Genomic DNA, 24,705 nt, shown 5'->3' on the forward strand with positions numbered 1-24,705 from the left:
GCACATTGGTTTGGCGGATTTTGACGAGATTGAGGATTTAGGGCAGCTGGAAAGCTGGCTGAAGACGCAGGATCCGAGGATGAGCCGGGCGATTGCGGCGCGTGCGGTGCTGCGTAGTCTACCTGCTGCAATGCGTGTTGTGGATCAAGGCTTTGCGATCATCAGCGGCAAGGGTTTGCTTTTGTCTTGCTTCAGGGCGACGCTTATAACGGGGGTTGCGAGCACTTGTCCAACGACCGTTATGACACAGGTCAAATCCGCTGCCCGTTCCGCCCGCTCCGCCGCCCTCTCCGCTGCCCTCTCCGCCCTCTCCGCCCGCACCGCTGGCTCCGCCGCCGAATCCGCCGCCGAATCCGCCGCCCATTCCGCCGACTCCGCCGGCCGCTCCGACGCCCACACCGCTGCCCTCATCGCAATCCGCTCAGCTGCCAAATCGGACTCCGTTTCCGCCGCCCTCTCCGCCGTGTTTACTGACGCCACTGCTGGGACAAACGGATTACACGCAGATCTGTTCGCATCCCCATTATGGCCTGAGACAAACCACATTGGGCACTTATTGGAGTTCTGGGAGAGTTTTTCCGCGCGTCCTGACCCTGACGAAACTTGGGCATTTTGGCGGCAGTGGTATCAGGGCATGCTGACCGGTACTCCGATGGAATGGGATCTGCAATTGCAGGTGGCGTTGATTGATGATGCCGTTTGGGACCAAGGGGCTGAGGCGGTTGCCAGGGAGATCGAACGCATCCGCGCGAAGTTCAACCTTGAGCAAGAAGTCAAACAGCTCAAAGAGCAGCTCCTTTCCCTGCAACAGATCACCGCCACGCCAAAGATCGGCGACAACGGCGGCCCGCCTTTGAATGATCCAGAAGACATAGCCTTTCAGACCGACCTTTCGCAGATCTGGCAACGGGTTGAGGAGCTGGAAAACGAGATCGACAGCCCAACGCCCTCAATTGACAAGCTGAATGCGTTTGCGGACTGGTTTCAGGTTTTCTTTGTCCGCGCAGCGAAATACCTTGGCGCTAAAGCGGATATCATCTTCACCAAAGGCTGTGAAACGCTTGGAATAGTGGGGACCACGGCCCTAATTGCCTATTTCACTGTAACCACGGCAGCACAAAACGAAACCGTACATAGCTTACCCAAAGCGATCTTGGACGTTTTTAAGTCACTTGCGGGCGGATAGCAGAAACCGGTGACTTCACAACAAAGGTCAGCGCCTGACCCAGGGTGGGCGAGAAGCGCCCTCCCGTGGGGAGGGTCGGGCGCTGACCGGCGGTGCCGCCGGTCAAAGATATCTGGCAAGTACTGGTGAAATCCCCTTCGTCCAGTCGCCAGACCGGGCCGCGCTTGACCTTCCCCGCGGGAAGGCCTTTGCACCTTCCCAAGGTCAGACGCGGCCCTCAGCTCTGTTTTCCGATTACGGCACTTATGATGACACGCCCAAGACTCTGCTTGCTTGACCCTGGAATAATCCCCGGATCGCTTTTGAGACGTGTCTCGCTCCCATCGTGAGGGCTCTTTGAATTCATCCATACACATCGGCCATACCCCCACTGCTGCATTTCAGTCCGAAATACTGTATACTCCTGTCACGCACGCGAACGGAGATTTGCAACAAGCGGAGGACAAACCCATGAATGCCATGCAGACAGCCGAATATGCCCGTGCCTTATACAGTGCACATGGCGACAAGGCCGAGGCGGAAGCCGCCCGTAAGATGCACGAATGCGAATTGGCCAAAAGCCCAGAGAAAGCCCGCGATTGGCAGGCGATCCGGCGAGCGATCCGGTCTATGCGGGGGCCGAACCAGTCGTAGCCTTCATGTGCCCTGTCTTGTCGTGATGGTCCTGCCGTGATGGCCCGGCCGGCCTTCAGACCATTCTTAGGTCCAGGTCCGATCATCACCCAGGGTTCCGGCAACATCCTGCTCAACTCCCCTTGGCTTGTTTACCATGATTGCCCCTCTGGCGGGCTTGCGCCATAGTGCGCCGATGTACGGACCTTAAGATCCGCCAAGCTAGGGTGAGTGACAGTGATGAAAAGAATCTTGACCGCGGCACTCTGTGCGGGAACCTTTTATGTAGCAGCCCCCCTTCCGGCTCAGGCTGGCCTGATTGAGCGCGCCTGTCGGCAGGCCGACCGCACGGCGGCCTCTCGGTCCATGTGCAGCTGTATCCAGCAAGTCGCCAACACCAGCCTGTCGCGTTCGGAGCGCAAGACCGTCGCCAAATGGTTCGACGATCCGCATCAGGCGCAAGTTGTGCGTCAATCCAGCCGCAGCAGTGATGAACAATTGTGGCGGCGTTACAAAGCCTTTGGCGACCGCGCGGCGCGGACCTGCAGCTAACCCGAACATATTAGGAGTGCAGGCAAGCACAGAGCCCACTGATTTCGAAACTGACGCAGCAATTTCCTGACCCGCGATATCCATAACCACAATTTCAGTAAATTGCTCACCTTTAAGACGCGCTCCACGCCAACCTATCGCCTTTGGGCGGATTTATCTCTTGACCCTATGGCCACAGAGTTTAACAAAACGGTTCGGTAAAACAGGAGCGTGGCAGATGTTAATGAAGGGGGTCACCCTGCGAGGGCTGGAAGTTTTTGAGGCTCTGGCCAAAACCGGATCCGTCGCACAAACCGCAGAATTGACCGGGCTGAGTCAGCCGGCTGTGAGCCAACAACTGCGGAATCTTGAAAAAGCTCTGGGATCTGATTTGGTCGATCACAGCCGTCGCCCAATGCTGATGACAACCGCTGGCCGCAGCTTTTTGAGCCGAACCGAAGTCGTCTTATCAGAGCTGCGATTGGCGCAGAGCGAGTTGACCGTGATGGATCTGACCCATCTGACGACGCTGTCGATTGGGCTGATCGATGACTTCGACAACGACCTCACCCCCCGTCTGGCGACTATTCTGGCGGACAGTCTGACCCAATGCCGGTTCAAGATGATCACCGCCTCCAGTCATGATATCAGCCGTGCAATGGCTGCGCGGGAATTGCACATCGCAGTGGCTGCCAGCACCGGAGAGATGCGTGAAGAAATCGCCGAATACCCTCTGGTGCGTGATCCGTTTATTCTGGTTGCCCCCAAGGGGTTCCTGACGGATCCCACCAGCCAGGGCGACTTGCTGAACGAAATGCCAATGCTGCGTTACGGTCGAGAGCAGTTGATCTCGCAGCAAATCGAAGCCCATCTGGCGCGCCAGAAACTGGTGTTTGAAGAACGGTTCGAGATCGGTTCACATCTGGCGCTTATGGCCATGGTTGCACGTCGCATTGGCTGGGCGGTGACAACACCGCTGGGCTATATGCGGGCGGCCCGTTTCCATACTCAAATCGACGCATTTGCGCTACCGTTTGGCACTTTCTCACGCAACATTTCGCTTTTTGCTGCCTCCGACTGGGCTGATCGCGTGCCCCGCGATGTCGCCCAGACCATGCGCCACCTCGTGCAAAGCCAGATTATTTCCCCGGCCGTCAGCCAACTGCCCTGGCTGGCTGGGCAACTGCAGGTCATCAAAGAATAGCAGTCTGGGTCAGGTGCGGCTCCAGGCTGGTTTACATACTGAACCGCCCGACCAAGTCCCACAACTTTGCCCCGGTCATTACCCGATGACACACTTGCCCTACGAAACGGGTGGGACCAACGCCAACAGAAGCCCGCGCGCGGCCTGTTCCAACAGGTCCAAACAGCCGTCAAAGTCGCGGGTATAATAGGGGTCAGGCACGTGATCCATCCCAGCCTCACTGATGAAATCCGTAAATAAAGACACCGGTGTTTGGTTGCCAGTCGGCCGCTGGACTTCAACGTTGAGCTGGTTTTCGCTGTCCATCAAAATGATCACGTCAAACCGGTCAAAATCTTGCGGACAAAACTGGCGCGCGCGCAGATCTGAAATGTCCAATCCCCGCGCCTTTATTGCCGTCTGCATCGCCTGATAAGGAGGCTTTCCCAAGTGCCAGCCGGCAGTCCCTGCACTGTCAGTTTCAAACTCAGGCGCCAAATGTCGAAACATTCCTTCCGCCGCAGGTGAACGGCAGATATTGCCCAAACAAACAAATAGGATCTTTTGGGTCATAAGCGCCTCATCCAGAGTTGCACGGTGTGAACAGACCTCAAAATAAGGTCAATTGACCGACTAATAATCTGGCCCAAACATCCAACAATAGATAGCCCTAGCTATACCATCTCCTGCAGACAACAGTTAACGTTACCCAAAAGCGCAACCGCCAAGCCGGCCCCATTGGGCTGGCCGGGCGCGAAGGAGGGCGGCAGCGCCGTCGGACGCCGCGCCCCGCCTGGGCTTTAGTTGCTGTGCTTCGCGCCACCTGCAGCGGGTTTACGCTCCAGATCGACCGGCACGTCGACAGTCACATCACCAGCCTTTTCAAACGTCAGTGTCAGGCTGATGGTATCTCCCTGCTTCAACTCTTGGGTCAGCCCCATAAACATCACGTGGTCGCCGCCGCGTTGCAACATATGGGTTTCGCCTGCTGCAATAGCAAAGCCGTCTTCGACGTGGCTCATTTTCATGACGCCGTCACCCATATCCATATGTGTATGCAACTCGGTGCGTTTGGCAATTTCTGAGCTGACAGAGATCAGCCGGTCATCCTCGCCGGTGCGGTTCATCACCGCCATAAAGGCAGCACCGGCCATTTTATTTGAGGCCCGAGCATAGGCATCATCCACTATCATTGTGGACATGTCGGCAAAAGCCACGCCAGCCAGTGCAAATGATGAAACGGCGGCGATAACAACGAATTTGAAGGACATGACAGTCTCTCTCTTTAGTCTGAGGTCTGATTTTTTGGAATCTTAAGTCGGGAAGAATCAGCAGACAAAGGGCGGCGCGCGGGCGCAGGCCCGTAGCGGCATACGCGATTGGATGCGGTCTGAAACCAAGAGCTGTGCTTTGCCCCGTGGCCCCCGCATGGCCAGTTGCATGTGCACCGGTGGCGCCAGTGCATCCATGCCTAGCATTATGCAATCAGGACAGTTTTCAGGTGCCCGGGCGGGTTGGCCATCGGCATCCACATAGATTACCACCGGGCCTGTACCTGTGCAGATTACTATCTGTCCAGCGGCATCCCGCATCCCTCGCATAGCGCCAGCGCTATGGGCGGTCAGGGTGACGGCCAGGACCAGAAGCAGGGTCAGATATGAACGCATATGCCGTTTCATCGCCGCAAGATAGGCTGCTGAAACCGCAGCCTGCAAGAGTCAAAGTCGTCGCAGTTTGTGCTGACGCAACAACGAAATACGCCCAGCATGATCACTCATGCTGGGCGTGAATTCTTTAATCCGGTGAACGGATCAGGCCTCGGCAGCAGCTGTTGCTTTGGCGATCTCTTTTTTCACCTTCAGAGCGCCAACCGACAGCTCATCGTCTTTGGCTTTGACCAGGAACGCGTCCAGACCACCACGGTGATCAACAGTGCGCAGTGCCGCAGCTGAGATCTTCAGCTTAACGCCACGGCCCAGAGTCTCGGACTGCAGGGTCACATCATTCAGGTTCGGCAGAAACCGACGACGTGTACGGTTTTTGGCGTGGCTTACGTTGTTACCCGTCATCGGGCCTTTTCCGGTCAATTCGCAACGGCGCGACATGGGTTCATCCTTCGTTTCTGGAGGCCCGGGATATCCCGCAGCCAAAATCTCAAGGGGCGTGGCCAATGGCGACACCCAAAACTGGTTGGATGCATTTAGGAGGAATCACTGGTGGGGTCAAGCCACCTGACGATGATTTCCTGCCCCGGCCATGGGATAAAAGAGAGCCTGCCCTGCAATGGTGCCATTCATGCCCGCAGACTGGCTTTATAACAGGTTCGCCCCGGTGCGACCATGCCTGTGCCAAGCGTATTTCAGGCCAAATAACAGACCCCGGTCGGGATTAAGTCTGCGTCAGATTCGCTAGCATCAGCTGGGCCGCATGGGTGATGCCCTGATCACCCATGGCAACACTGTCCCCCAATTGCGTCATATGGGCACGGGCCTGTGGACTGTCCAGTTGCGCCAGCAGCGCCTGACGCACCTCTTGGACAAACCAATAGCGGGCCTGATCGGCCCGGCGCTGATCCCAGTGCCCCTGCTCGCGGCGCCAATTGTTAAGCTGTTGCAAACTGTCCCAAGCGTGTTCCAGCCCCTGATCCTCCAGCGCCGACACCATCATCGCCTTGGGATATCCGGGAGGGTCCTGTTCACGTTTGCGCAGCAACCGCAGGGCGCCGGAATAGTCAGCACAGGTGCGGGTTGCAGCGGATTTCAGATCGCCGTCGGCCTTGTTGACCAGAATCACATCGGCAATTTCCATGATACCGCGTTTGACACCCTGCAGCTCATCCCCGCCAGCCGGGGCCAGCAGCAACAAAAACAGGTCCGAAAGCTCGGCCACCACCGTTTCAGATTGGCCAACTCCCACGGTTTCGATCAGCACCACATCAAAATCAGCGGCCTCGCACAGGGCCACCGCTTCACGGGTGCGCCGTGCCACGCCGCCCAGATGGGTCTGACTGGGAGAGGGCCTAATATAGGCATTTGGATCCCGGCTCAGACGCTCCATCCGGGTTTTGTCACCCAGGATAGAGCCGCCCGAGCGCGCCGAGCTGGGATCAACCGCCAGCACCGCAACCCGCAGCCCCTGCGCCGTCAACATCAGTCCAAAGCTTTCGATAAAGGTGGATTTGCCCACCCCCGGCGTGCCTGACAGCCCGATACGCAGCGCCTGGCGGCGATGTTTGGCCAGTGTGCCCAGCAGCTCTGTGGCCTGCGCCCGGTGATCGCTGCGTTGACTTTCAACCAGCGTGATGGCGCGCGCCAGGGCACGGCGGTCGCGGTTCAAGATCTTTTGGCTGAGCTCGTCGATGTCCATGGCTACTCCCGTGTTTGACCGCATGTTTGACGCAGCGAGGGCACGGTTGTCCAGTGGCTAGACCTTGGCGCAGACTTTGGCGATAACGGCGGCTATGACCAAATTACCTATTGATGCTGTCCTGCCCGAATTGATTGCCGCCCTGCGCGCCAAAGGGCGTGCCGTATTGCAAGCGCCGCCGGGTGCGGGCAAAACCACCCGGGTGCCACTGGCCATGCTTGAGGCAGGGCTGACCAAGGGTCGCATTGTGATGCTGGAACCGCGTCGACTGGCGGCGCGCGCGGCGGCCGAGCGCATGGCCGAGACGCTGGGCGAACGCGCCGGCGAGACTGTCGGCTACCGGGTGCGCGGCGACGCCAAGATATCCAAGGCCACCCGCATCGAAGTGGTCACCGAGGGCATTCTGACCCGCATGCTGCAATCCAGCCCTGATCTGCCCGGTGTGGGTGCGGTGATCTTTGACGAGTTCCACGAACGCTCGCTGAACGCCGACTTTGGCCTGGCCCTCTGTCTGGAAGTGGCCGGTGCGCTGCGCGACGATCTGATCCTGATGGCAATGTCGGCAACCTTGGACGCAGGCCCGGTCGCCGAGCTGATGCAGGCTCCAATGGTGACCTCACAGGGGCGCAGCTACGATGTGGAAACCCGTTGGCTGCAGCGCCCCATCGCGGCGCAGGGATCGCGGGTAGCGCCCCGACAGGGCGCGCGGCGGCTGGATGCGCTGGTGGATCTGGTGCAGCAGGCCGAGAAAGACACCCGTGACACGGGTGGCGGTATTCTGGTGTTTCTCCCCGGCGAGGGCGAGATCCGGCGGGCGGCCTCGGCGCTGGCTGCCCGACTGCCGGAAACCTGTGTGGTGAAACCGCTGTTTGGCGCCCTGCCCTTTGCAGAACAACGCGCGGCGATTGCCCCCTTGGCATCTGGCCGCAAGGTGGTGCTGGCGACCTCGATCGCCGAGACCTCGCTGACCATTCAGGATATCCGCGTGGTGGTCGACATGGGACAGGCGCGCCGGGCCCGGTTTGATCCCGGGTCGGGCATGTCGCGGCTGATCACGGAAAAGGTCACACGCGCCGAAGCCACCCAGCGACAAGGCCGGGCTGGCCGGGTGGCCGAAGGCATCTGCTACCGGCTGTGGACCAAAGGCGAAGAAGGCGCACTGGCGGCTTTCCCTCCCGCCGAAATAGAGGCCGCAGACTTGACCAGTCTGGCGCTGGAACTGGCCCTCTGGGGGGCAGCTTCAGGCGACTTGTCTTTCCTGACCCCACCGCCCGAGGGCGCTCTGACCGAGGCACAGGTCTTGTTGCGGATGCTGGGCGCACTGGATGAACAGGGCCGGATCACCGCCCATGGCAAGGCGCTGGCCGCTCTGCCACTGCATCCGCGTCTGGGTCATATGCTGGTCACTGGTGGTCGCGAGGCGGCGCAATTGGCGGCGCTGATGGCCGAACGCGATCCCCTGCGCGGTGCGCCGACTGACTTACTGCTGCGGATACAGGCGATACGCGACCCCAGGGGGTTCATGCGCAAACGCCCCTACCAGGTGAACCTACCAGTGATTGAGCGGATCAAAGCAGAGAACCGGCGCTTGCAGCGGCAGGGCACGCAACATGCGAAGCTTGATGCACCACTCTCCCCTGCCGCCATGGCCGCGCTCGCCTATCCCGACCGTATCGGGCAACGCCGCAAGGGGGGCACCCCGCGCTATGTGCTGTCCGGCGGCAAGGGTGTGGTGCTAGAGGACAGCGACACGCTGGCAGCAGCCCCATTCATTGTGACCCTGGACAGTGATGGCAACCTGCGCGAGGCGCGGGTGCGAATGGCGGCGCAGATCTCGCTGGGGGAGATCCGTGCGTTGTTTGGCGATCAGATCAGCTGGCACAGCATCTGTGAGTGGTCCAAACGCGAGCGCCGGGTGGTGTCGCGCAAGCAGGAACGGTTTGGCGCCATCGTGCTGGAGGACCAGGTCTGGAAAGATGTCCCCGCCGAAGCCGTGGCCGAGGCGATGCTGGACGGGGTGCGCGATCTTGGGCTGCGGCTGTCTGGCGCTGCGGCACGACTTGCGGCGCGGGTTGAACTAGTGCGGGCCGAGGGTCACGCCTTACCCGACTTCTCGCCCCTGGGGCTGAGCGAAAGCATCGACCACTGGCTGCTGCCAATGCTGACCGGCGTAAAAACCGCCGACGATTGGAAACGGTTTGATCTGCTGCCTGCGCTGCGGGCAGCACTGGACTGGAACCAGACCCAACTGCTGGACCGCGAGGCCGCAAGTCACTTTACCAGTCCACTGGGCAACAGAATTCCGATCACCTATGCCGAGACCGGTCCCGAGATCGAGGTCCGTATACAAGAACTGTTTGGCGTCAGCCGTCATCCAGCCAGTGGCGGTGTGCCGCTGAAGATCACCTTGCTGTCGCCGGCCCGGCGGCCGATCCAGATTACCCGCGACCTGCCCGGATTCTGGGCCGGCTCCTACGCCGACGTGCGCAAGGACATGCGGGCGCAATACCCACGCCATCCCTGGCCCGAGGATCCAACCCAGGCAGATCCAACTCTGCGGGCAAAGCGGCGCAAGCCGTAGTTCTGGCAAAACCGTCCGGCACACTCCAAGCACCTGTCAATTTCAACGCAGAACCACCAATTCAGCACCTATTTGGCGGGATCTATGAAAGAATTGGCTTGAATGCTCATATCTAAATCAGGCCAGAAAATGTATAGTGAGCTCACAAAAACAAGATCAGGCTAACTGCCCTGACGCATATCGAGCACTATTTATTCAACCTCCAATCCGGCATCCCTTACAGGATCAGGATTATCGGGCCATCGAGCCTGAACTTGGGGGCGGCGCGTTTAATCCCTCCCCGGCGTGCTGCCCCCAAATCTTTCCCTACACTCGGACATCAGTTTCCTTTAGCCGCAGCCCTTAGTGCTGGCAAACCAATCCCCACCGCCTCAAAGCCACCATCAGCTGCTAGAATCTGGCCGGTGATGAAGCTGGCCTTGTCCGACAGTAGAAAGGTGATCGCCGCCGCGATCTCCTCTTCCTTGCCATAACGGTTCAGCGGCAGCGCATCGTGATAGGCGGCGATGATCTCAGGCGAATGCACCGCCATCGCCAGTTTGGTTGCCACCGGCCCCGGCGCGACGGCATTGACGCGAATGCCCAGCTCTCCCAGTTCCGCGGCCTGTTGCAGCGTCAACTGCGCCAATGCTGCCTTGGAGGTGCCATAGGCCACCCGCAACGTGCTGGCCCGCAGACCGGAAATCGAAGTGATGTTCACCACCGCGCCACCGCCATCCGCCGCCAGCAAATCGGTAAAGGCCTGTGTCATCAGAAAGGGCCCGTCCAGATTGGTCCGCATCACCCGCTGCCAGCGGTCATATGTGGTGTCACGGATGGGACCGAAATCGGCAACGCCAGCGTTGTTCACCAATCCGTCTAAACGGCCAAAGGCCTCGGCCACCTCCGCGACCGCCCGCAGGACATCATTGGGGATGGATACATCCACATCCAGACCAATGGCGCCGGGAAGCTCAGCAAGGGCCTCGGCCAACGCATCGCTGTCACGATCCAGTATCGCAACCTGCCAGCCGTCAGCCATCAGCCCCTGCGCCGTGGCAAATCCAATGCCTCGTGCGCCACCGGTAATCAGTGCAGATTTCATCAGGTTCTCCTGTGCCTGTCTCATATTGCGACATGGCGCCCCAGCCCCCCGCAATTGTCAATCCCATAGAGCCCGCAGGGTGAAAATGTCGAAAATGGCACACTTAGCGTCGCTTATCATGGTTGATGTTGCATAAACCGACACAAAGTCTATGTATGCGACATCCAAATCCAAATATGAGGCAAGCCGCAAAGGCTGCGAGCAGTTATGACCCCCGCATTATCCCGCGCCTGGGAAGATCTTCTCAGGCCACTGATTTTTCGATCCAAACGCCTGCAGGTGGCCGCCCTGTGTTATCGCAAAACCGAGAATGGCACGGACGTGCTGATGATCACCAGCCGGGGCAGCGGTCGCTGGATTCTCCCCAAAGGCTGGCCGATAAGTGGCAAAGACGGCGCCGAAACTGCACTACAAGAAGCCTGGGAAGAAGCAGGCGTCAAAACGGCCAAAATTCAGGGTGAGCCCATTGGCCACTACGAATACCTAAAGAACCTGGGCCGAGGACGCGCTGAAATGGTGCAGACGCTGGTCTATATCGCCCAAGTGAGTAAATTGTCCAAATCCTACCCTGAGCGCAATCAACGCAAGCGGCAGTGGGTTCCAGCCGATGAGGCCGCCAATCTGGTGCATGAGCCAAAATTGCGGGCCCTTTTACGACAGCTGTGACCCTCGCCATGCTGACAGGGGACAAATCTCTTGCACCAAAGCCAATGGCGGTTTACGCGGCGTCTTATCTTTGAAACCGGGATTGACACGATGGCCGACGAACCACAGCGCAGACAATGGAAAACACTCGACCGCGATTTAAACCGGATTGCGATCCTTGAAAACGCCACAGGCTATGTCTCCAGGCCAATGGTCGGGCCTGGCATTGCCCTGGTCTTTATCGTGCTGGCGGGTCTGGCTGCCGCGATTCTATTGGGCACCACGCCGATCAACTTTGTTGTGGTCGCTGCCGCTGCCTTTGGTGCTTATATGGCCGTCAATATTGGCGCCAATGATGTCGCCAATAACATGGGCCCTGCGGTAGGCGCCAACGCCCTGACGATGGGCGGCGCGATTCTGATCGCAGCCCTAGCAGAAAGCGCCGGTGCCCTGCTGGCCGGTGGCGACGTGGTTTCCACCATCTCCAAGGGGATCATCGATCCCGCGACCATGGCCACCACGGATGTTTTCATCTGGGCCATGATGGCCGCGCTGATCTCCTCGGCGCTTTGGGTCAACCTTGCCACCTGGGTTGGTGCGCCAGTCTCGACCACGCATTCGGTTGTGGGCGGTGTTATGGGCGCAGGTATCGCCGCTGCTGGCATGGCCGCCGTCAGCTGGCCCACCATGGGCAAAATCGCAGCCAGCTGGGTGATCTCACCCGTTCTGGGCGGTGTCATCGCCGCCGCCTTTTTGGCACTGATCAAGGCGCAGATCATCTACAAAGAAGATAAGATCGCGGCCGCACGGCGCTGGGTTCCCATACTGGTTGGCATCATGGCTGGGGCCTTTGCCGCCTATCTGGCGGTCAAAGGGCTGAAACGCATTGTCAAAATCGACCTGCAAACGGCGCTGCTGATTGGTGTGATACTCGGCACTGTCTGCTGGGCGATCACCAAACCACTGATCCGCCGCCAGTCCATTGGGCTGGAAAACCGCAAGAAATCGCTGAAGATTCTGTTTCGTATTCCGTTGGTCATTTCCGCTGGCCTGTTGTCGTTTGCCCATGGCGCTAACGACGTCGCAAATGCTGTGGGACCTTTGGCCGCGATTGTGCATGCGTCAGAGTTTGGCGATTTTGCTGCCAAGGTTGAAATCCCGACCTGGGTCATGGTGATCGGGGCCTTTGGTATCTCGTTTGGATTGTTCCTGTTTGGCCCCAAGCTGATCCGTATGGTCGGCAGTCAGATCACCAAACTGAACCCCATGCGCGCCTTTTGTGTGTCGCTGTCCGCCGCGATTACCGTGATTGTCGCCAGCTGGCTGGGCCTGCCCGTTTCCTCGACCCACATCGCCGTCGGGGCGGTGTTCGGAGTTGGGTTCTTCCGCGAATGGCATATGGAGCGACGGCTGCGGACCTCCTCGGCCATCAGCAAGAAGAAGACCGTTGCCCCCGAGGAGCGTGCGCGCCGTAAACTGGTTCGCCGCAGTCACTTCCTGACCATCATCGCGGCCTGGGTCATCACCGTCCCTGCCGCCGCCGTAATGTCAGCAGCTATCTACATGTTGCTCAGCACCATGGTTGGCTAAACCACGAGTTAACGTAAACCGATCAAGACAAAGCCCCCTCACCTATTGCTGAGGGGGCTTTCATTTACCTGGACTGCGCGCCACAAGGTCACTTCAAGCCTCGGAATGCCAGCGCATGATGACGTTTTCTGACTGCCACAGCGGTCCCTTATCAAGGCATTCAGCCGCCGGATCGCCGCCGCAAGCACGGTAAAAATCAAGGGCTGCTTGGTTTTGCCGCACCACGGCCAGAACCAAGTCCGACGGTCCGGACACCTGCGCCCAATGCCGCGCCAAATGCAGGAAATGGCGCCCTATCCCAAGCCCTCGGGCGGCACTGTCCAGATATAGGTTGGTCAGCTCCATTGCATCAGGAAACGCAGAGATCTGCGAGTGTGACAGGTCACAAAGCCCAAGTATCCGCCCCTGGTCATCCTCGGCCAGCAAGGTCAGTCCACGTTGGCGTTTTCCCGCAAGTTTGCCGTGCCATTGGGCCTGGCGGCATTCAAAATCCAAAGCGCGAATCGCCGCGTCTGGCGCCATGTCTTTATAGGTGTGCCGCCACATCCTGACGTGGAATTCGGCAATTTGATCGCAATCAGCAGGGCCCGCACAGCGCAATAACAGGTTCTGGGCCTGCAGCTTATGCCCAGCCCGTAGCCAGGCCAACTCGGCGCTATGCCGGGTGGAATGGCGCACCAGAAGATAGTCACGATAGAAAGTAGAGACTACAAAAACACCCAGACCGGCCATCGACACCGGGCGTGTAGCGGCCAAAACCACACCGGGTTCGTCAAAATCAAACAGGTTGCTGACCTGCACTGCTGTCCAGCCTGCCGAGTGTTCGATTTGCGCCGGAACCCGTCGGCTGAGACAAAGAACCGAAATCTCGTCTTCCGCCTGGGTTACATTGACCAGACCAGGCCCATCGGTCCAGTCTGGAATTCCATCTTCAGGCGGCACCCGAGAGACGGCATAGTCGCCGTCCAGTGACCGCAACAATAGTTTTGGGCCAGTCACAACAAAGCAACCTCAGGCCCCCAGGCACCAGCGCATGATGGCTTTTTGCGCGTGCAGCCGGTTTTCGGCCTCGTCAAAGATCACCGATTGCGGACCGTCCATCACCTCGGAGGTGACTTCCTCTTCCCGGTGGGCCGGCAGGCAGTGCATGAACAGCGCATCCGGCTTGGCGTGGCTCATCAGATCGGCGTTGACCTGATATCCGCGCAGCATGTTGTGGCGACGCTCTTTCGAGGATTGGCTGTCGTGCATCGACACCCAGGTATCAGCCACCACCAGATCCGCGCCCTCAACAGCCTTATGCGCGTCGCGTTCGATAACGATCTTGGAACCCGCTTTCCGGGCCAGGCCGACAAACTCGTCCTCGGGGTCCAGCTGCGCGGGGCCAGTGAAGGTGAGGTCAAAGCCAAATTGTCCAGCCGCGTGCAGGAACGAGGCGCAGACGTTGTTGCCGTCGCCAGCCCAGACCACCTTTTTGCCCTTGATCGGGCCACGGTGCTCTTCATAGGTCAGGATATCCGCCATGATCTGGCAAGGGTGGGTGCGGTCGGTCAGCCCGTTGATCACCGGCACTGAGGCGTATTCGGCCATTTCCATCAGCACGGTTTCATCAAACGTCCGGATCATGATCATATCAACATAGCGCGACAGCACGCGGGCAGTGTCAGCAATAGTCTCACCGTGACCCAGCTGCATGTCATTGCCCGACAGCACCATCGATTGGCCACCCATTTGGCGCACGCCGACGTCAAACGACACCCGGGTCCGGGTCGAAGGCTTTTCAAATATCAACGCGACCATGCGGCCCGCCAGGGGCTGGTCATCATCCAGAGCACCCTTGGGGCGGGTCAAACGGGCTTGTTTCATTGCGCTGGCCTGATCGATCATAGTCCGCAATTCGGCCGGGTTGGTTTTATGGATGTCCAGGAAATGGTTCATATCAGCTTCGCTTATTGTAAGGTCGAGGCGGGGGCGTTGCCCCCGGACCCCCGAGTATTTTTGAAAAAGTGATCAGGCGCTTGCGAGTTGCGCGGCGGCCTTGTCTAGGCGGATCAGGGCCTGCGCGATATCATCGTCGCTCAGGGTCAGCGGCGGCAGAAGGCGAACGACGTTATCAGCGGCGGGGACGGTGATGACCTGATTGTCATAGCCGGCATTGACCACGTCAATATTGGTGACTTTACATTTCAGCCCCAACATCAGGCCAGTGCCGCGCACCTCCTCGAAAACGTCAGGATGACCGTCGATCAAACCTTCAAGTTTCTGCCGCAAGAGACCGGCCTTGCGATTCACCTCGTCCAAAAAGTCTGGATCAGTGACATGATCCATCACTGCACAGCCAACCGCACAGCCCAGCGGGTTGCCACCGTAAGTCGAACCATGTGTTCCGGCGGTCATACCAGATGCCGCGTCTTCAGTGGCCAGCACTGCGCCTAAGGGAAAACCGCCACCGATACCTTTGGCAACCATCATGATATCCGGGGTGATGCCCGCCCATTCATGTGCAAACAGTTTGCCCGTCCGGCCAACACCGCATTGGACCTCGTCCAGGATCAGCAGCACTCCGTGCTCGTCACAAACTGCGCGCAAAGCCTTCAGTTCAGCATCAGGCACCGCCCGAATGCCACCTTCACCCTGCACCGGCTCGATCAAAATAGCCGCCGTCTGGCCGGTGATTGCATTGGTGACACCGTCCAGATCGCCAAACATCAGATGGGTAAAGCCAGGCAGCACCGGGCCAAAACCCTTGGTCATTTTCTCGGACCCCGCAGCGGCGATGCCAGCTGAGGAGCGGCCATGAAAAGAGCCATCAAAAGTCAGGATCTCGATCCGCTGCTCTTCTCCTTTGTCGAAGAAGTATTTACGCGCCATTTTCACGGCCAATTCGCAGGCCTCGGTGCCCGAATTGGTAAAGAACACTGTATCCGCAAAGCTATGCTCGACCAGCCTGTCCGCCAGCGCCTGTTGCTGCGGGATCTGGTACAAGTTCGAGACATGCCACAGGTTCTGCGCCTGATCCGTCAACGCCTGAACCAAGGCCGGATGGGCATGGCCCAGCGCATTGACGGCGATACCCGCCCCAAGATCCAGAAAACGTCGCCCATCCGCCTCAATCAGCCAAGAGCCTTCACCTTTGACAAAATTCAAAGGCGCGCGGTTGTAGGTTGGCAGAACAGAGGGGATCATCAGGATCATCCTTTTCGGAAATAGAAGCCCAAGACGTGTAGCACACTGGGCAGTTGGTCAACGATGTTGAATAGGGTCGCGCAATTGTCATAGCGCAAGGATCAAAAAGCCGGAACGCGGGTTCAGCGTCGGCGTCGCAGGGCCGCAATTCGGCGCGTGGTATGTGCGAGATTGATCATGAGTGCAGCGCATATCGGAACTTTAGGCAAAAGAAAACCCCTTTTGCGCAACCGGACCCATCATCCCGCCAGATCTCACCTTTTCGCACCACCCACGGCCCAAAGGATCCATCCTTCATCTGGCTAAAAATATCCCGGGGTTTGGGGCAGCGCCCCAAGGCGTATCAAGACGTATCAACTTGCATAACTTCGCGCATTGCCGCATCGCAGGGTTATGAGCACCACAAACACCGACTCTCCCGCGCTGGCGGCCACTTTTATTCTAGCGGCGACCACTTTCATTGCCGGTACAATGCTGATAGCCAAGGCATTGGGCACCGATGTGCTGGGCACACCACTGCATCCCCTGCAAATCAGCCACGGACGTTTTATCTTCGCGTTTCTGGCCATTGCCACGGTTACGGCGGTGTTGCGGCCACGTCTGACCCGACCAAGCTGGCGATTACACCTCGGGCGCACCTCTTTCGGCTGGGCTGGTGTATCGCTGATGTTTGCCTCCGTCGCCTATATCCCGTTGGCCGATGCAACGGCGATCACCTTTCTGAATCCGGTGTTTGGCATGATGCTGGCGATCCCACTGCTGGGCGAGAAGGTTGGCCCCTGGCGCTGGGGCGCTGCAGCTGTTGCCCTGATTGGGGCCATGGTCCTGCTGCGCCCGACGCCGGCCAGTTTTCAACCCGCAGCGCTGCTGGCGTTGGCGGCGGCGATGATCATGGGGCTTGAACTGATTTTCATCAAGAAACTAGCCAACCGGGAATCACCCCTGCAGGTGCTGCTTATCAACAATACGATTGGCATGCTGATCGCCTCGGTGGCTGTTATCACAGTGTGGCAGATGCCCAGCCCTGCGCAATGGGCCGCCCTGGTCACTTTGGGCGTGCTGATGGCATGTGCACAGGCCTGTTTCGTCAACGGAATGGCACGCGCCGATGCCTCGTTTGTGGCACCGTTCAGTTATGCCACGCTCATTTTCGCAGCGCTATATGATTTCCTAGGCTTTGGCGTCACCCCAGATACGGTGACCATCCTGGGGGCCGCCGTGATCCTGACCGGGGCCGCCGTCTTGGCCTGGCGCGAAGGTCGGCAACGTCGTCCGATAGCGCCCGTTACGCCTTCAGACGATACCCCGAACGCAGCATAGCCCAACCCAGCAACCAGACCACAGCAGTCGCGCAACAACAGACCACCAGGCCAAGCCAGGGCGAGCTGTCCGAGGCGCCAATCATACCGAATCGCACGCCGTCGATCAGGTAGAACACTGGGTTCAGATGTGTCAGCGTCTTCAACACCGGTGGCAATGCGGCAACGGAATAGAACGTGCCGGATAGAAAGGCCAATGGAGTGATAATGAAATTGGTGATCGCCGCCATCTGATCAAATTTGTTGGCAAAAATCCCGGCGATGACACCCAATCCGCCCAAAAACGAAGCCCCTAGGATCACAAAGACCAGAGTCACGCCTGGGTATGTCGGCCAAATACCAAGCGTCAGCCCAAGTCCCAGTGCAATGCCCAGCGCAACACAGACGCCGCGCACGATAGCGCCCGCAAGATACCCCAGTAAAAGCTCCAGTCCAGACAGCGGTGGCATCAATGTATCAACGATATTTCCCTGTATTTTTGTGATGGTGATCGACGACGACGTATTGGCAAAGGCGTTCTGGATCACCGTCATCATCATGATGCCCGGGGCCAGAAACGTCAGAAATGGGACCCCCATGACATCGCCACGACCCGGACCAATGGCTGTGTTAAAGATCAACAAAAACAACGCCGACGTGACCAAAGGTGCCAGTAGGGTCTGGGTCCAGACCACCAGAAACCGTTTGACTTCACGGCCTGCCATCGTGCGCAGTCCCAGCCAATTGACCCGGCCAAAGCGGCGCTCGCCCAAGCCAATGCGATACTCGGTGTCAGACATAGATAGCTCCGGTTGCTGTGTCCGGTCTGCATAACCCCTGTGCCGTCAGGTGCAAGACGGCTTGTAACTCGCGCCGCAGTGGCTAGAATAGGGACAGATATGAATACTATGGCGGCCGCAGGTTTCTTGGGGCCGCTTTTAGCTTGGAAAGGCAAGATATGTCCTGGACAGACGAGCGCGTTGAACTGCTCAAGAAAATGTGGGGCGAGGGTCAGTCGGCCAGTCAGATCGCCAAAGAACTGGGCGGCGTCACTCGCAATGCGGTGATCGGCAAGGTGCACCGGTTGGGCCTGTCCAACCGCAATTCCACTGGCGCTGCCAAAGCAGCCGAGCCCAAGGAAAAGCCAGCGGTCGCGGCCAAGCCCAAAGTGCCACCCAAGGTACAGCCCAAAACCGAGCCTGCCCGCCCGATCCCACCTGCGCAGCCCAAGTCCGCTGACAGCAAACCCAATCTGCCTGCGCGCAAGCAGATTATTCCGGCTGGTCAACCGCTGCCACCGCAGCCCTCGGCCAATGAGATCAGCCCAGAGGCGCTGGCCAAGGTCAACGAAGTCGAGAAGAAGGCAAAACGCCTGTCGCTGATGGACCTGACCGAGCGCACCTGCAAATGGCCGGTAGGCGACCCCGCAACCGAGGACTTCTGGTTCTGTGGTCTGTCCGTTCAACAGGGCAAACCCTATTGCGAAGCCCATGTTGGCGTTGCCTTCCAACCGATGAGTGCACGGCGCGATCGTAAACGCTGAACCGATCAGCATAACAACGCAATAGCGCCCCGGACTCTGCAGTTCGGGGCGCTATTGCGCTTTAACAGACCACGTCTGGCAATAAACAGACGTCAGACGCTGCCCGGCAAAACCGCCGCGCCAGTCAAAAACACTTTGATCACCCTTTATCAGGGGCCGCTGACGTAAAGTTGGGGATTGTGCTGGCCGAGGCATCGCTGCCCTCAATCCCTGGCCAATTTCCTTCGGCCAAGTTGATATTTCCAGGAATGTCTTCTTCCCAGAACCCTGTCACCACAGTGGTAATGTTCAGGTACAGCTTATCATCAACGATACGCCACAAATTGGGGTTGCCCGGCACCTTGCCCCCCTTGGACACGCCATAGGCACAGTGCCCATCGTATTCTGGCACGTAATACGCGGGGTTTTCCAGGAACTTGGCGCGATTTTCCTCGGTCGAGAAGGCAAAAGTGGCATCGTTATATTCCGCGGTGATACTGGCCTGTCCTGCCACGCCTGCAGTTTGCTGAGTGCCGATCGCATTTGACGCAAGGTCACGATAGGCAACGACATCGTAGCCCGACACAGCAAAGCCAGTTTCATCGATATATTGTTCACCCGCAAAAGCAGGTAATCCAAGGGTCATTGCAGCGGCGGCCGCAAGGAAAAATCGTGTCATCAGGTCATCCTCTCGCAGATGGTAGTTCTCTGTTTCACCGACAACTACGCCGGATTGCGGATCACAATATGCACTCTGGCTTCGATGCGAAGGGGGGCTCACGCCTCTGTGTCCATTCACCAGCCGATGTGATCCAAACCGGATAAATGTTTCAATTTGACCGATCGGTCATTGGAATTTCCCAAATGCATCTTAAGTCTGCAATTGTGTGAACCATATACGACCGTGCAAAATCTGGGCGACACTGCAATTATGCACAAGAATTGCTAGATGCGACCCAAACAAGACAACTAGGACAAGGCCCAACAGATGAGTGATACTTCTTATACACCGGCAAAAGTCTGGACTTGGAATCAAGAAAGCGGCGGTACGTTCGCCTCGATCAACCGTCCTGTGGCTGGTGCGACCCATGACAAAGACCTGCCCGTAGGCAAACATCCAATGCAGCTTTACTCGCTGGCGACACCCAATGGGGTCAAAGTCACAGTGATGCTGGAAGAACTGCTGGCGCTGGGCCACACAGGTGCAGAGTATGACGCCTGGTTGATCAACATTGGCGAAGGCGACCAGTTCAGTTCTGGCTTTGTCAACGTCAACCCAAACTCCAAAATCCCAGCCCTGATGGATCACAGCGGTGACACCCCATTGCGGGTGTTTGAGTCCGCTTCGATGATGATGCACCTGGCCGAAAAATTTGACGCCTTCCTGCCAAAATCGGGTCCGGAGCGGACCGAGGTGATGAGCTGGCTGTTCTGGCAGATGGGCAGCGCGCCGTATCTTGGCGGTGGCTTTGGCCATTTTTACGCTTATGCGCCGGAAAAATGGGAATATCCTATTAACCGCTTCGCGATGGAGGCCAAACGGCAGTTGGATGTGCTGGACCGTCAACTGGCGGAGCGCGAATACATCGCCGGTGGCGCCTACAGCATTGCCGATATGGCAATCTGGGCCTGGTATGGCCAACTGGTTCTGGGCCGTCTGTATGACGCGGCTGAATTCCTGGATGTAGAGAGCTACACCCATGTGATGCGTTGGGCCAAGGCCATCGATGCCCGCCCGGCCGTGAGCCGTGGCCGCATGGTAAACCGCGCCTTTGGCGAGCTGCATACCCAATTGCGTGAACGTCATGATGCGTCGGATTTTGACACCCGCACCCAGGACAAGCTGGAAACAGCCGCCGAATGATCCACTGCTGCCCGGCGGCTTCGTCGGGCAGCTCCCCAACACATGGTGGGATCTACTTCAGCAAGGGTGGCTTGTCCGGATTGCTACCGGGAATTTCCGGCTGATAGAGTTTTGGCTCTTCCGGTTGTGGTAAATCAAACCGCAATCCGACCTTATCCAGTTTCGCGGTCATCGCATCCGTGCTGGCAAAGAACCCCACATCCATCGCGCCTGCCTCGATCCCTGAAAAGGTCAGCGCCTCGCCCGCCGCCTTGGCCAGCGCCGACTGCGCCGCCTCCGTTGCATCGACAAAGCCCAGCAAATGCCCCTGCCCGCCTCCGGCATAACGAACACTGACCAGATAGGCCGAAACAGCCAGACCCGTAGCCGTTGCCAGTTTGCTATCCAAAGCTGTCAAAAGAACTTCGGGCAGACCCGCCGGCGGCAGGATCTCAGAAATCGCAGCTTCAACTTGGTCCGGACGATGCTCCAGTGTCTGGTGCAGCCAGGACACGGCCTCGGCTGGGATCAGAATGGAGGACGGGGCCACCTCGAGGTTCAACCCCAGGCCAATACCCTGCCCCGCCAGCATCTGTGCCACCACTCGCCCGGACAGAGCCGCGTAAGGCACAACCCGGTCGGCGAATTGCGCCAACCGCTCTTCGCGGTCAAACAACAATACAAATGTGCCATCGGCCAGCTCAAACATCTCGGGCGAGATATTGCCGTCTTCGGCTTCTTTGGTCAGCATCAGGAAGAGTTCAGAATCCGCCAGTCGTTCATAGAACCGCAACCGTGCGCCATCGTCGTCAGGCGCGGCGGTCATCGCGGCATGGGCGCTGTCCAGCGCGGTGGTCTCGGTCATTTCAGCACCTCTTTCACCCGGGCACGCAGATCCGGCAACAGCTCTGCCTCGAACCAGGGGTTTTTCTTTAACCACCCGGTATTGCGCCAGGAGGGATGTGGCAAGGGAAACAGCTGCGGCGCATGATCCCGCCAGCCCCGCACCAGATCATTGACCGGTGTTTTCACCCCCAAATGAAAGCGCTGCGCATGGGCGCCGACCAAGACTGTCAGGTCCACCCTGGGCAATTGTGCCATGACCCGGTGATGCCATGTTCGGTGGCACAGGGCAGGTGGCGGCAGATCACTGCCCTTGTCATTGTATCCGGGAAAACAAAACCCCATGGGCACCACAGCCACACGGTTCTTGTCATAAAACGCTGATGCATCAAGCCCCAACCAATCGCGCAGCCGATCCCCTGAGGCATCGGCGAAGGGACGGCCACTTTCCTGCACGCGGGCCCCCGGTGCCTGACCGGCAATCAGGATCCGGGCAGAGGGCCGAAACCAAACCACTGGCCTTGGATCATGTGCCGTTGCGGTGGCTGCAAATCGATCTGCACATAATCTGCAGGCGCGGATTTCAGCCTTTAAATCGCCACTTCGGCCCACAGTTCAACGCTCCACTTACGGTCATTGTCGCCTTATCGGAAACAATCGACATCTCGTTTCAAGCGCAAGCAGGGCGGAAAATACCTTGCTGGCCTGGACTTTCTCTCACTTCACCCGCGATTATGGTTAATAGGCCATTGATAAACTATGCTACAATTCGACATAATATAGCCAAATTGGCCAGGTAAGCCGTTAACACTCCTCTGATATGGAGGGGAAAGGTGCCACGTCACCTATATTATCAACCGTGAGAAGAGCCCCGAACTAAGGGCCGAGCGGGCAGCACCGGAACTTCGATGATTGAATTTTCAAATGTCAGCAAGTCCTTTTGGACTGGAAGTCAATACAAGGTGATCCTGGATAAGGTCTCCTTTCGTGTTGAGCTGGGCAAGTCTTTAGGTGTGCTGGCGCCCAATGGCACTGGGAAAACAACTCTGATCAATATGATGGCCGGATTGGAAAAACCCGACGAAGGAAGAATTCTGCGATCCAGCAAGGTTTCTTTTCCGCTCGGCTTTATGGGCGGCGTGGTCTCCCGCCTATCTGCCTTTGAGAATTCCCGATATATTGCAAAACTTTATGGCCTGGACCCAGACTACGTCGAGGCCTATTGCCGGTGGCTGTGTGGATTGGGCGAGTATTTCGACCAACCTGTGGGAACCTATTCTTCTGGCATGCGCTCCCGGTTCAGCTTCTCGTTGATGCTGGCGCTGGACTTCGATATCTATCTGATTGACGAAGGCATGCCGGGCACCACTGACGTTGAGTTCAACAAAAAGGCAGGCGCCATTCTAGAAGAGCGGCTGCAGACCACGACCATCATTATCGTCTCACATCAGGCCCAGACGCTTGAGAAATTCGCCCGTTCGGCCGCCGTGCTGCTGGAAGGGCACCTGCACATGTTTGAAACCTTGGAAGAAGCGAAACAGTTGTATGACTACGAAACCCAAGGCTAAAAAATTCCGCATCCGCCGCAATCCGGAAGCCCCCGGTGCCGCACCTGCGAGCGCTGAGCCCGTCGCCCGTCCGGTAGACCCTGCCCAGGTGCGACCCGCACGGGCCAGATCAGTGCCCGGCCCAGAGGCTGAAGCGGCCGCTGCCTCGGCGCAGATGCAAGCAGGTCCCGACACGCAATCACCGATCAGCGGTCAGGTCAGTTCAGCCCATGAAATCGGCGTAGAAACTGACATTGACGCCATTCGCCGCGAAGGGCTGACGGGTCGTCAATTGCGGATGGCGCGTCGTGTGGCGCAAAAGTACAAACTGCCTGCGACCTCGGATTTTGACGCGGTCCGTCTGCTGCGGGCACAGGGTATCGATCCGTTCAAACGATCTAACATGCTGGAGCTTGTGGTTCCGCAAAACAAAATTCCTGCCGACGGCATTCATGGTGCCCCTGGCGACGTACAGCTGCCTCAGACCGTACCAGCAGCCAAAACCACCCTGCCCTCAACCGAGATGAGCCCGGCAGAGCGGCGCAATCGTGACATTCAAACCATCCAGCGTGATATCAGCAATCGCCGTCGCCGAAAATTGGCGCTGCTGATGGCTCGGCTGGCGTTTTTTGTCATGTTGCCAACGATCCTGACGGGATATTATTTCTACGCTGTTGCAACGCCAATGTATGCCGCCAAGTCTGAATTCTTAATCCTGAAGGCCGACAATTCCGGTGGTGCAGGTTTGGGCGGGCTGCTCAGCGGCACCCAGTTTGCCACCAGCCAGGATTCCATCGCTGTGCAAAGCTTCTTGCAGTCTAAAGAGGCCATGTTGCGACTGGACCGGGATATTGGTTTTAAATCTCACTTCTCGCAGGACTGGATCGATCCGATTCAGCGCCTGAACCCCGAGCCCACCAACGAAGAAGCCTATAAAACCTATTCCCGCAACGTCACCATTGGCTATGATCCCACCGAAGGGGTCATCCGGATGGAAGTGTCCGCTGCCGACCCCGAAGTCTCGGCGCAATTCGCGCAGAATCTGATCACATACGCCGAAGATATGGTGAATGAGCTATCCAGCGCGAAACGCGAAAATCAGATGCTGGATGCTGAATCCGCAATGGAAAACGCCGAGTTTCAGCGCCGCTCTGCCCAAGAATCATTGGTGCGACTGCAGCAGCAGGGCTCGGTCCTGGATCCCGAAGGCTTGATCGTGTCCCTGCGCTCGCAGATCAGCACCTTTGAGGTCCAAGTGCAGGAAAACGAACTGGAACTGGCAGCATTGCTGGACAACGCGCGCCCCAACAAGGCCAAGGTCGCTGGTACCCGTGCCGATATAGCACGGCTGCAAGCTGTTATTGACCGGTTGAACCAACGCATGCTTGACGCCTCTGCAGGCGAAAACTCGCTGGCCAGCCTTAGTGTGCAGATTCAGATGGCGCAGGCTGATCTTGCGACTCGTGACCTGATGTTGCAATCAGCCCTGCAACAGGTTGAACAGACCCGCATGGAGGCCAACCGCCAGGTACGCTACCTGACCACTGCCGTCCGCCCCGTCCCAAGCCAGGATGCCTCTTATCCACGGAAATTTGAAAATACGATTTTGGCTTTCCTGATTTTTTCCGGTATCTATCTGATGTTCTCGCTCACAGCGTCCATCCTTCGCGAACAGGTTTCATCGTAAT

Annotated in this window: 25 protein-coding genes; 12 read left to right on the plus strand and 13 right to left on the minus strand. The window is 58.2% G+C overall.

The genetic code is table 11. From position 1 onward, the window contains the following. The first annotated feature begins 10 nt into the window (after positions 1-10). From EBB79_RS24480 to EBB79_RS15365, 4 genes are all read left to right on the plus strand, one after another. Positions 11-1,186: a hypothetical protein gene (locus EBB79_RS24480; RefSeq protein WP_164860829.1), complete on the plus strand. Its 1,176-nt coding sequence runs from the start codon at positions 11-13 to the stop codon at positions 1,184-1,186. 450 nt (positions 1,187-1,636) lie between these two features. After that, complete coding sequence (locus EBB79_RS15355) at positions 1,637-1,819, plus strand: hypothetical protein (protein WP_127749708.1); 183 nt, start codon at positions 1,637-1,639, stop codon at positions 1,817-1,819. Between the two features lie 219 nt (positions 1,820-2,038). Beyond that, positions 2,039-2,350, plus strand: a complete 312-nt coding sequence (locus EBB79_RS15360; RefSeq protein WP_127749709.1) for a hypothetical protein — start codon at positions 2,039-2,041, stop codon at positions 2,348-2,350. Between the two features lie 217 nt (positions 2,351-2,567). Beyond that, on the plus strand, positions 2,568-3,533 hold the full coding sequence (locus EBB79_RS15365) for a LysR family transcriptional regulator (protein ID WP_127749710.1): 966 nt from the start codon (positions 2,568-2,570) through the stop codon (positions 3,531-3,533). Between the two features lie 99 nt (positions 3,534-3,632). Here EBB79_RS15365 and EBB79_RS15370 read toward each other — a convergent pair whose 3' ends face one another. The 5 genes from EBB79_RS15370 to meaB form a co-directional block, all read right to left on the minus strand. Continuing rightward, the gene (locus tag EBB79_RS15370) at positions 3,633-4,085 is read right to left on the minus strand and encodes a low molecular weight protein-tyrosine-phosphatase (RefSeq protein WP_127749711.1); all 453 of its coding nucleotides are present in this window, start codon (positions 4,083-4,085) and stop codon (positions 3,633-3,635) included. A gap of 227 nt (positions 4,086-4,312) precedes the next feature. After that, a complete protein-coding gene (locus tag EBB79_RS15375) occupies positions 4,313-4,783 on the minus strand; it encodes a copper chaperone PCu(A)C (RefSeq protein WP_127749712.1) in 471 nt (156 codons plus the stop codon). Between the two features lie 57 nt (positions 4,784-4,840). After that, on the minus strand, positions 4,841-5,179 hold the full coding sequence (locus EBB79_RS15380) for a hypothetical protein (protein WP_127749713.1): 339 nt from the start codon (positions 5,177-5,179) through the stop codon (positions 4,841-4,843). Positions 5,180-5,323: 144 nt separating this feature from the next. Then, positions 5,324-5,617 (minus strand): 50S ribosomal protein L28, encoded by a 294-nt coding sequence (gene rpmB / locus EBB79_RS15385; RefSeq protein WP_127749714.1) that lies wholly within the window; start codon positions 5,615-5,617, stop codon positions 5,324-5,326. 283 nt (positions 5,618-5,900) lie between these two features. Beyond that, entirely contained in the window at positions 5,901-6,878 is a 978-nt protein-coding gene (gene meaB / locus EBB79_RS15390; protein ID WP_127749715.1) for a methylmalonyl Co-A mutase-associated GTPase MeaB, read from the minus strand. Between the two features lie 94 nt (positions 6,879-6,972). Here meaB and hrpB point away from each other — a divergent pair, with 94 nt between their 5' ends. Continuing rightward, the gene (gene hrpB / locus EBB79_RS15395) at positions 6,973-9,459 is read left to right on the plus strand and encodes an ATP-dependent helicase HrpB (RefSeq protein ID WP_127749716.1); all 2,487 of its coding nucleotides are present in this window, start codon (positions 6,973-6,975) and stop codon (positions 9,457-9,459) included. Positions 9,460-9,778: 319 nt separating this feature from the next. Here hrpB and EBB79_RS15400 read toward each other — a convergent pair whose 3' ends face one another. Then, positions 9,779-10,543, minus strand: coding sequence for an SDR family NAD(P)-dependent oxidoreductase (locus tag EBB79_RS15400; RefSeq protein WP_127749717.1), 765 nt, complete (start codon positions 10,541-10,543; stop codon positions 9,779-9,781). A 207-nt stretch (positions 10,544-10,750) separates the two neighbouring features. Here EBB79_RS15400 and EBB79_RS15405 point away from each other — a divergent pair, with 207 nt between their 5' ends. Both EBB79_RS15405 and EBB79_RS15410 read left to right on the plus strand, forming a co-directional pair. Then, positions 10,751-11,209, plus strand: coding sequence for an NUDIX hydrolase (locus tag EBB79_RS15405; protein WP_127749718.1), 459 nt, complete (start codon positions 10,751-10,753; stop codon positions 11,207-11,209). A gap of 90 nt (positions 11,210-11,299) precedes the next feature. Further along, positions 11,300-12,778: an inorganic phosphate transporter gene (locus EBB79_RS15410; RefSeq protein ID WP_127749719.1), complete on the plus strand. Its 1,479-nt coding sequence runs from the start codon at positions 11,300-11,302 to the stop codon at positions 12,776-12,778. Between the two features lie 93 nt (positions 12,779-12,871). On the opposite strand, the gene EBB79_RS15415 is transcribed toward EBB79_RS15410, so the two are convergent. The 3 genes from EBB79_RS15415 to EBB79_RS15425 form a co-directional block, all read right to left on the minus strand. Continuing rightward, positions 12,872-13,777 carry a GNAT family N-acetyltransferase gene (locus tag EBB79_RS15415; protein WP_127749720.1) on the minus strand — a complete coding sequence of 302 codons (906 nt, stop codon included), beginning with the start codon at positions 13,775-13,777 and terminating at the stop codon, positions 12,872-12,874. A 12-nt stretch (positions 13,778-13,789) separates the two neighbouring features. After that, positions 13,790-14,716: an ornithine carbamoyltransferase gene (gene argF, locus EBB79_RS15420; RefSeq protein WP_127749721.1), complete on the minus strand. Its 927-nt coding sequence runs from the start codon at positions 14,714-14,716 to the stop codon at positions 13,790-13,792. 72 nt (positions 14,717-14,788) lie between these two features. Then, entirely contained in the window at positions 14,789-15,964 is a 1,176-nt protein-coding gene (locus EBB79_RS15425; RefSeq protein ID WP_127749722.1) for an aspartate aminotransferase family protein, read from the minus strand. 393 nt (positions 15,965-16,357) lie between these two features. Between EBB79_RS15425 and EBB79_RS15430 the strand changes: the two genes are divergently transcribed. Then, on the plus strand, positions 16,358-17,284 hold the full coding sequence (locus EBB79_RS15430; RefSeq protein WP_127749723.1) for a DMT family transporter: 927 nt from the start codon (positions 16,358-16,360) through the stop codon (positions 17,282-17,284). On the opposite strand, the gene EBB79_RS15435 is transcribed toward EBB79_RS15430, so the two are convergent. Then, positions 17,250-18,062, minus strand: a complete 813-nt coding sequence (locus EBB79_RS15435) for an ABC transporter permease (protein WP_127749724.1) — start codon at positions 18,060-18,062, stop codon at positions 17,250-17,252. The two genes, EBB79_RS15430 and EBB79_RS15435, sit on opposite strands and share 35 nt — an antisense overlap. 158 nt (positions 18,063-18,220) lie before the next feature. Here EBB79_RS15435 and EBB79_RS15440 point away from each other — a divergent pair, with 158 nt between their 5' ends. After that, on the plus strand, positions 18,221-18,805 hold the full coding sequence (locus EBB79_RS15440; protein WP_127749725.1) for a GcrA family cell cycle regulator: 585 nt from the start codon (positions 18,221-18,223) through the stop codon (positions 18,803-18,805). A gap of 139 nt (positions 18,806-18,944) precedes the next feature. Here the strand turns inward: EBB79_RS15440 and EBB79_RS15445 are convergent, their stop codons facing one another. Beyond that, the gene (locus EBB79_RS15445; protein WP_127749726.1) at positions 18,945-19,463 is read right to left on the minus strand and encodes a YHS domain-containing (seleno)protein; all 519 of its coding nucleotides are present in this window, start codon (positions 19,461-19,463) and stop codon (positions 18,945-18,947) included. Between the two features lie 309 nt (positions 19,464-19,772). Between EBB79_RS15445 and yghU the strand changes: the two genes are divergently transcribed. Continuing rightward, the gene (yghU, locus tag EBB79_RS15450) at positions 19,773-20,648 is read left to right on the plus strand and encodes a glutathione-dependent disulfide-bond oxidoreductase (RefSeq protein WP_127749727.1); all 876 of its coding nucleotides are present in this window, start codon (positions 19,773-19,775) and stop codon (positions 20,646-20,648) included. 52 nt (positions 20,649-20,700) lie between these two features. Here the strand turns inward: yghU and EBB79_RS15455 are convergent, their stop codons facing one another. Beyond that, positions 20,701-21,492, minus strand: a complete 792-nt coding sequence (locus tag EBB79_RS15455) for an SseB family protein (RefSeq protein WP_127749728.1) — start codon at positions 21,490-21,492, stop codon at positions 20,701-20,703. After that, the gene (locus EBB79_RS15460; RefSeq protein ID WP_127749729.1) at positions 21,489-22,082 is read right to left on the minus strand and encodes a uracil-DNA glycosylase family protein; all 594 of its coding nucleotides are present in this window, start codon (positions 22,080-22,082) and stop codon (positions 21,489-21,491) included. Before EBB79_RS15460 ends, EBB79_RS15455 begins: the two co-directional genes overlap by 4 nt. 296 nt (positions 22,083-22,378) lie before the next feature. Here EBB79_RS15460 and EBB79_RS15465 point away from each other — a divergent pair, with 296 nt between their 5' ends. Further along, entirely contained in the window at positions 22,379-23,038 is a 660-nt protein-coding gene (locus EBB79_RS15465; protein ID WP_127749730.1) for an ABC transporter ATP-binding protein, read from the plus strand. Continuing rightward, complete coding sequence (locus tag EBB79_RS15470; protein ID WP_127749731.1) at positions 23,016-24,704, plus strand: KpsE/RkpR family capsule polysaccharide export protein; 1,689 nt, start codon at positions 23,016-23,018, stop codon at positions 24,702-24,704. The genes EBB79_RS15465 and EBB79_RS15470 overlap by 23 nt, the downstream gene beginning before the upstream one ends. Position 24,705 lies beyond the last annotated feature (1 nt).

Origin of the sequence: Parasedimentitalea marina (assembly GCF_004006175.1) — a bacterium.
Classification (GTDB): Bacteria; Pseudomonadota; Alphaproteobacteria; order Rhodobacterales; family Rhodobacteraceae; genus Parasedimentitalea; species Parasedimentitalea marina.

Bases quoted from the DNA above. Each gene is read 5' to 3' on its own strand.
- meaB (WP_127749715.1), bottom strand. From the start codon at position 6,878: ATGGACATCGACGAGCTCAGCCAAAAGATCTTGAACCGCGACCGCCGT.
- EBB79_RS15445 (WP_127749726.1), bottom strand. From the start codon at position 19,463: ATGACACGATTTTTCCTTGCGGCCGCCGCTGCAATGACCCTTGGATTA.
- yghU (WP_127749727.1), top strand. From the start codon at position 19,773: ATGAGTGATACTTCTTATACACCGGCAAAAGTCTGGACTTGGAATCAA.
- EBB79_RS15470 (WP_127749731.1), top strand. From the start codon at position 23,016: ATGACTACGAAACCCAAGGCTAAAAAATTCCGCATCCGCCGCAATCCG.
- rpmB (WP_127749714.1), bottom strand. From the start codon at position 5,617: ATGTCGCGCCGTTGCGAATTGACCGGAAAAGGCCCGATGACGGGTAAC.
- EBB79_RS15455 (WP_127749728.1), bottom strand. From the start codon at position 21,492: ATGACCGAGACCACCGCGCTGGACAGCGCCCATGCCGCGATGACCGCC.
- EBB79_RS15430 (WP_127749723.1), top strand. From the start codon at position 16,358: ATGAGCACCACAAACACCGACTCTCCCGCGCTGGCGGCCACTTTTATT.
- EBB79_RS15355 (WP_127749708.1), top strand. From the start codon at position 1,637: ATGAATGCCATGCAGACAGCCGAATATGCCCGTGCCTTATACAGTGCA.
- EBB79_RS15405 (WP_127749718.1), top strand. From the start codon at position 10,751: ATGACCCCCGCATTATCCCGCGCCTGGGAAGATCTTCTCAGGCCACTG.
- EBB79_RS15440 (WP_127749725.1), top strand. From the start codon at position 18,221: ATGTCCTGGACAGACGAGCGCGTTGAACTGCTCAAGAAAATGTGGGGC.
- EBB79_RS15425 (WP_127749722.1), bottom strand. From the start codon at position 15,964: ATGATCCCCTCTGTTCTGCCAACCTACAACCGCGCGCCTTTGAATTTT.
- EBB79_RS15400 (WP_127749717.1), bottom strand. From the start codon at position 10,543: ATGAAATCTGCACTGATTACCGGTGGCGCACGAGGCATTGGATTTGCC.
- EBB79_RS15375 (WP_127749712.1), bottom strand. From the start codon at position 4,783: ATGTCCTTCAAATTCGTTGTTATCGCCGCCGTTTCATCATTTGCACTG.
- hrpB (WP_127749716.1), top strand. From the start codon at position 6,973: ATGACCAAATTACCTATTGATGCTGTCCTGCCCGAATTGATTGCCGCC.
- EBB79_RS15360 (WP_127749709.1), top strand. From the start codon at position 2,039: ATGAAAAGAATCTTGACCGCGGCACTCTGTGCGGGAACCTTTTATGTA.
- EBB79_RS15380 (WP_127749713.1), bottom strand. From the start codon at position 5,179: ATGCGTTCATATCTGACCCTGCTTCTGGTCCTGGCCGTCACCCTGACC.
- EBB79_RS15370 (WP_127749711.1), bottom strand. From the start codon at position 4,085: ATGACCCAAAAGATCCTATTTGTTTGTTTGGGCAATATCTGCCGTTCA.
- EBB79_RS15410 (WP_127749719.1), top strand. From the start codon at position 11,300: ATGGCCGACGAACCACAGCGCAGACAATGGAAAACACTCGACCGCGAT.
- EBB79_RS15465 (WP_127749730.1), top strand. From the start codon at position 22,379: ATGATTGAATTTTCAAATGTCAGCAAGTCCTTTTGGACTGGAAGTCAA.
- EBB79_RS15435 (WP_127749724.1), bottom strand. From the start codon at position 18,062: ATGTCTGACACCGAGTATCGCATTGGCTTGGGCGAGCGCCGCTTTGGC.
- EBB79_RS15365 (WP_127749710.1), top strand. From the start codon at position 2,568: ATGTTAATGAAGGGGGTCACCCTGCGAGGGCTGGAAGTTTTTGAGGCT.
- argF (WP_127749721.1), bottom strand. From the start codon at position 14,716: ATGAACCATTTCCTGGACATCCATAAAACCAACCCGGCCGAATTGCGG.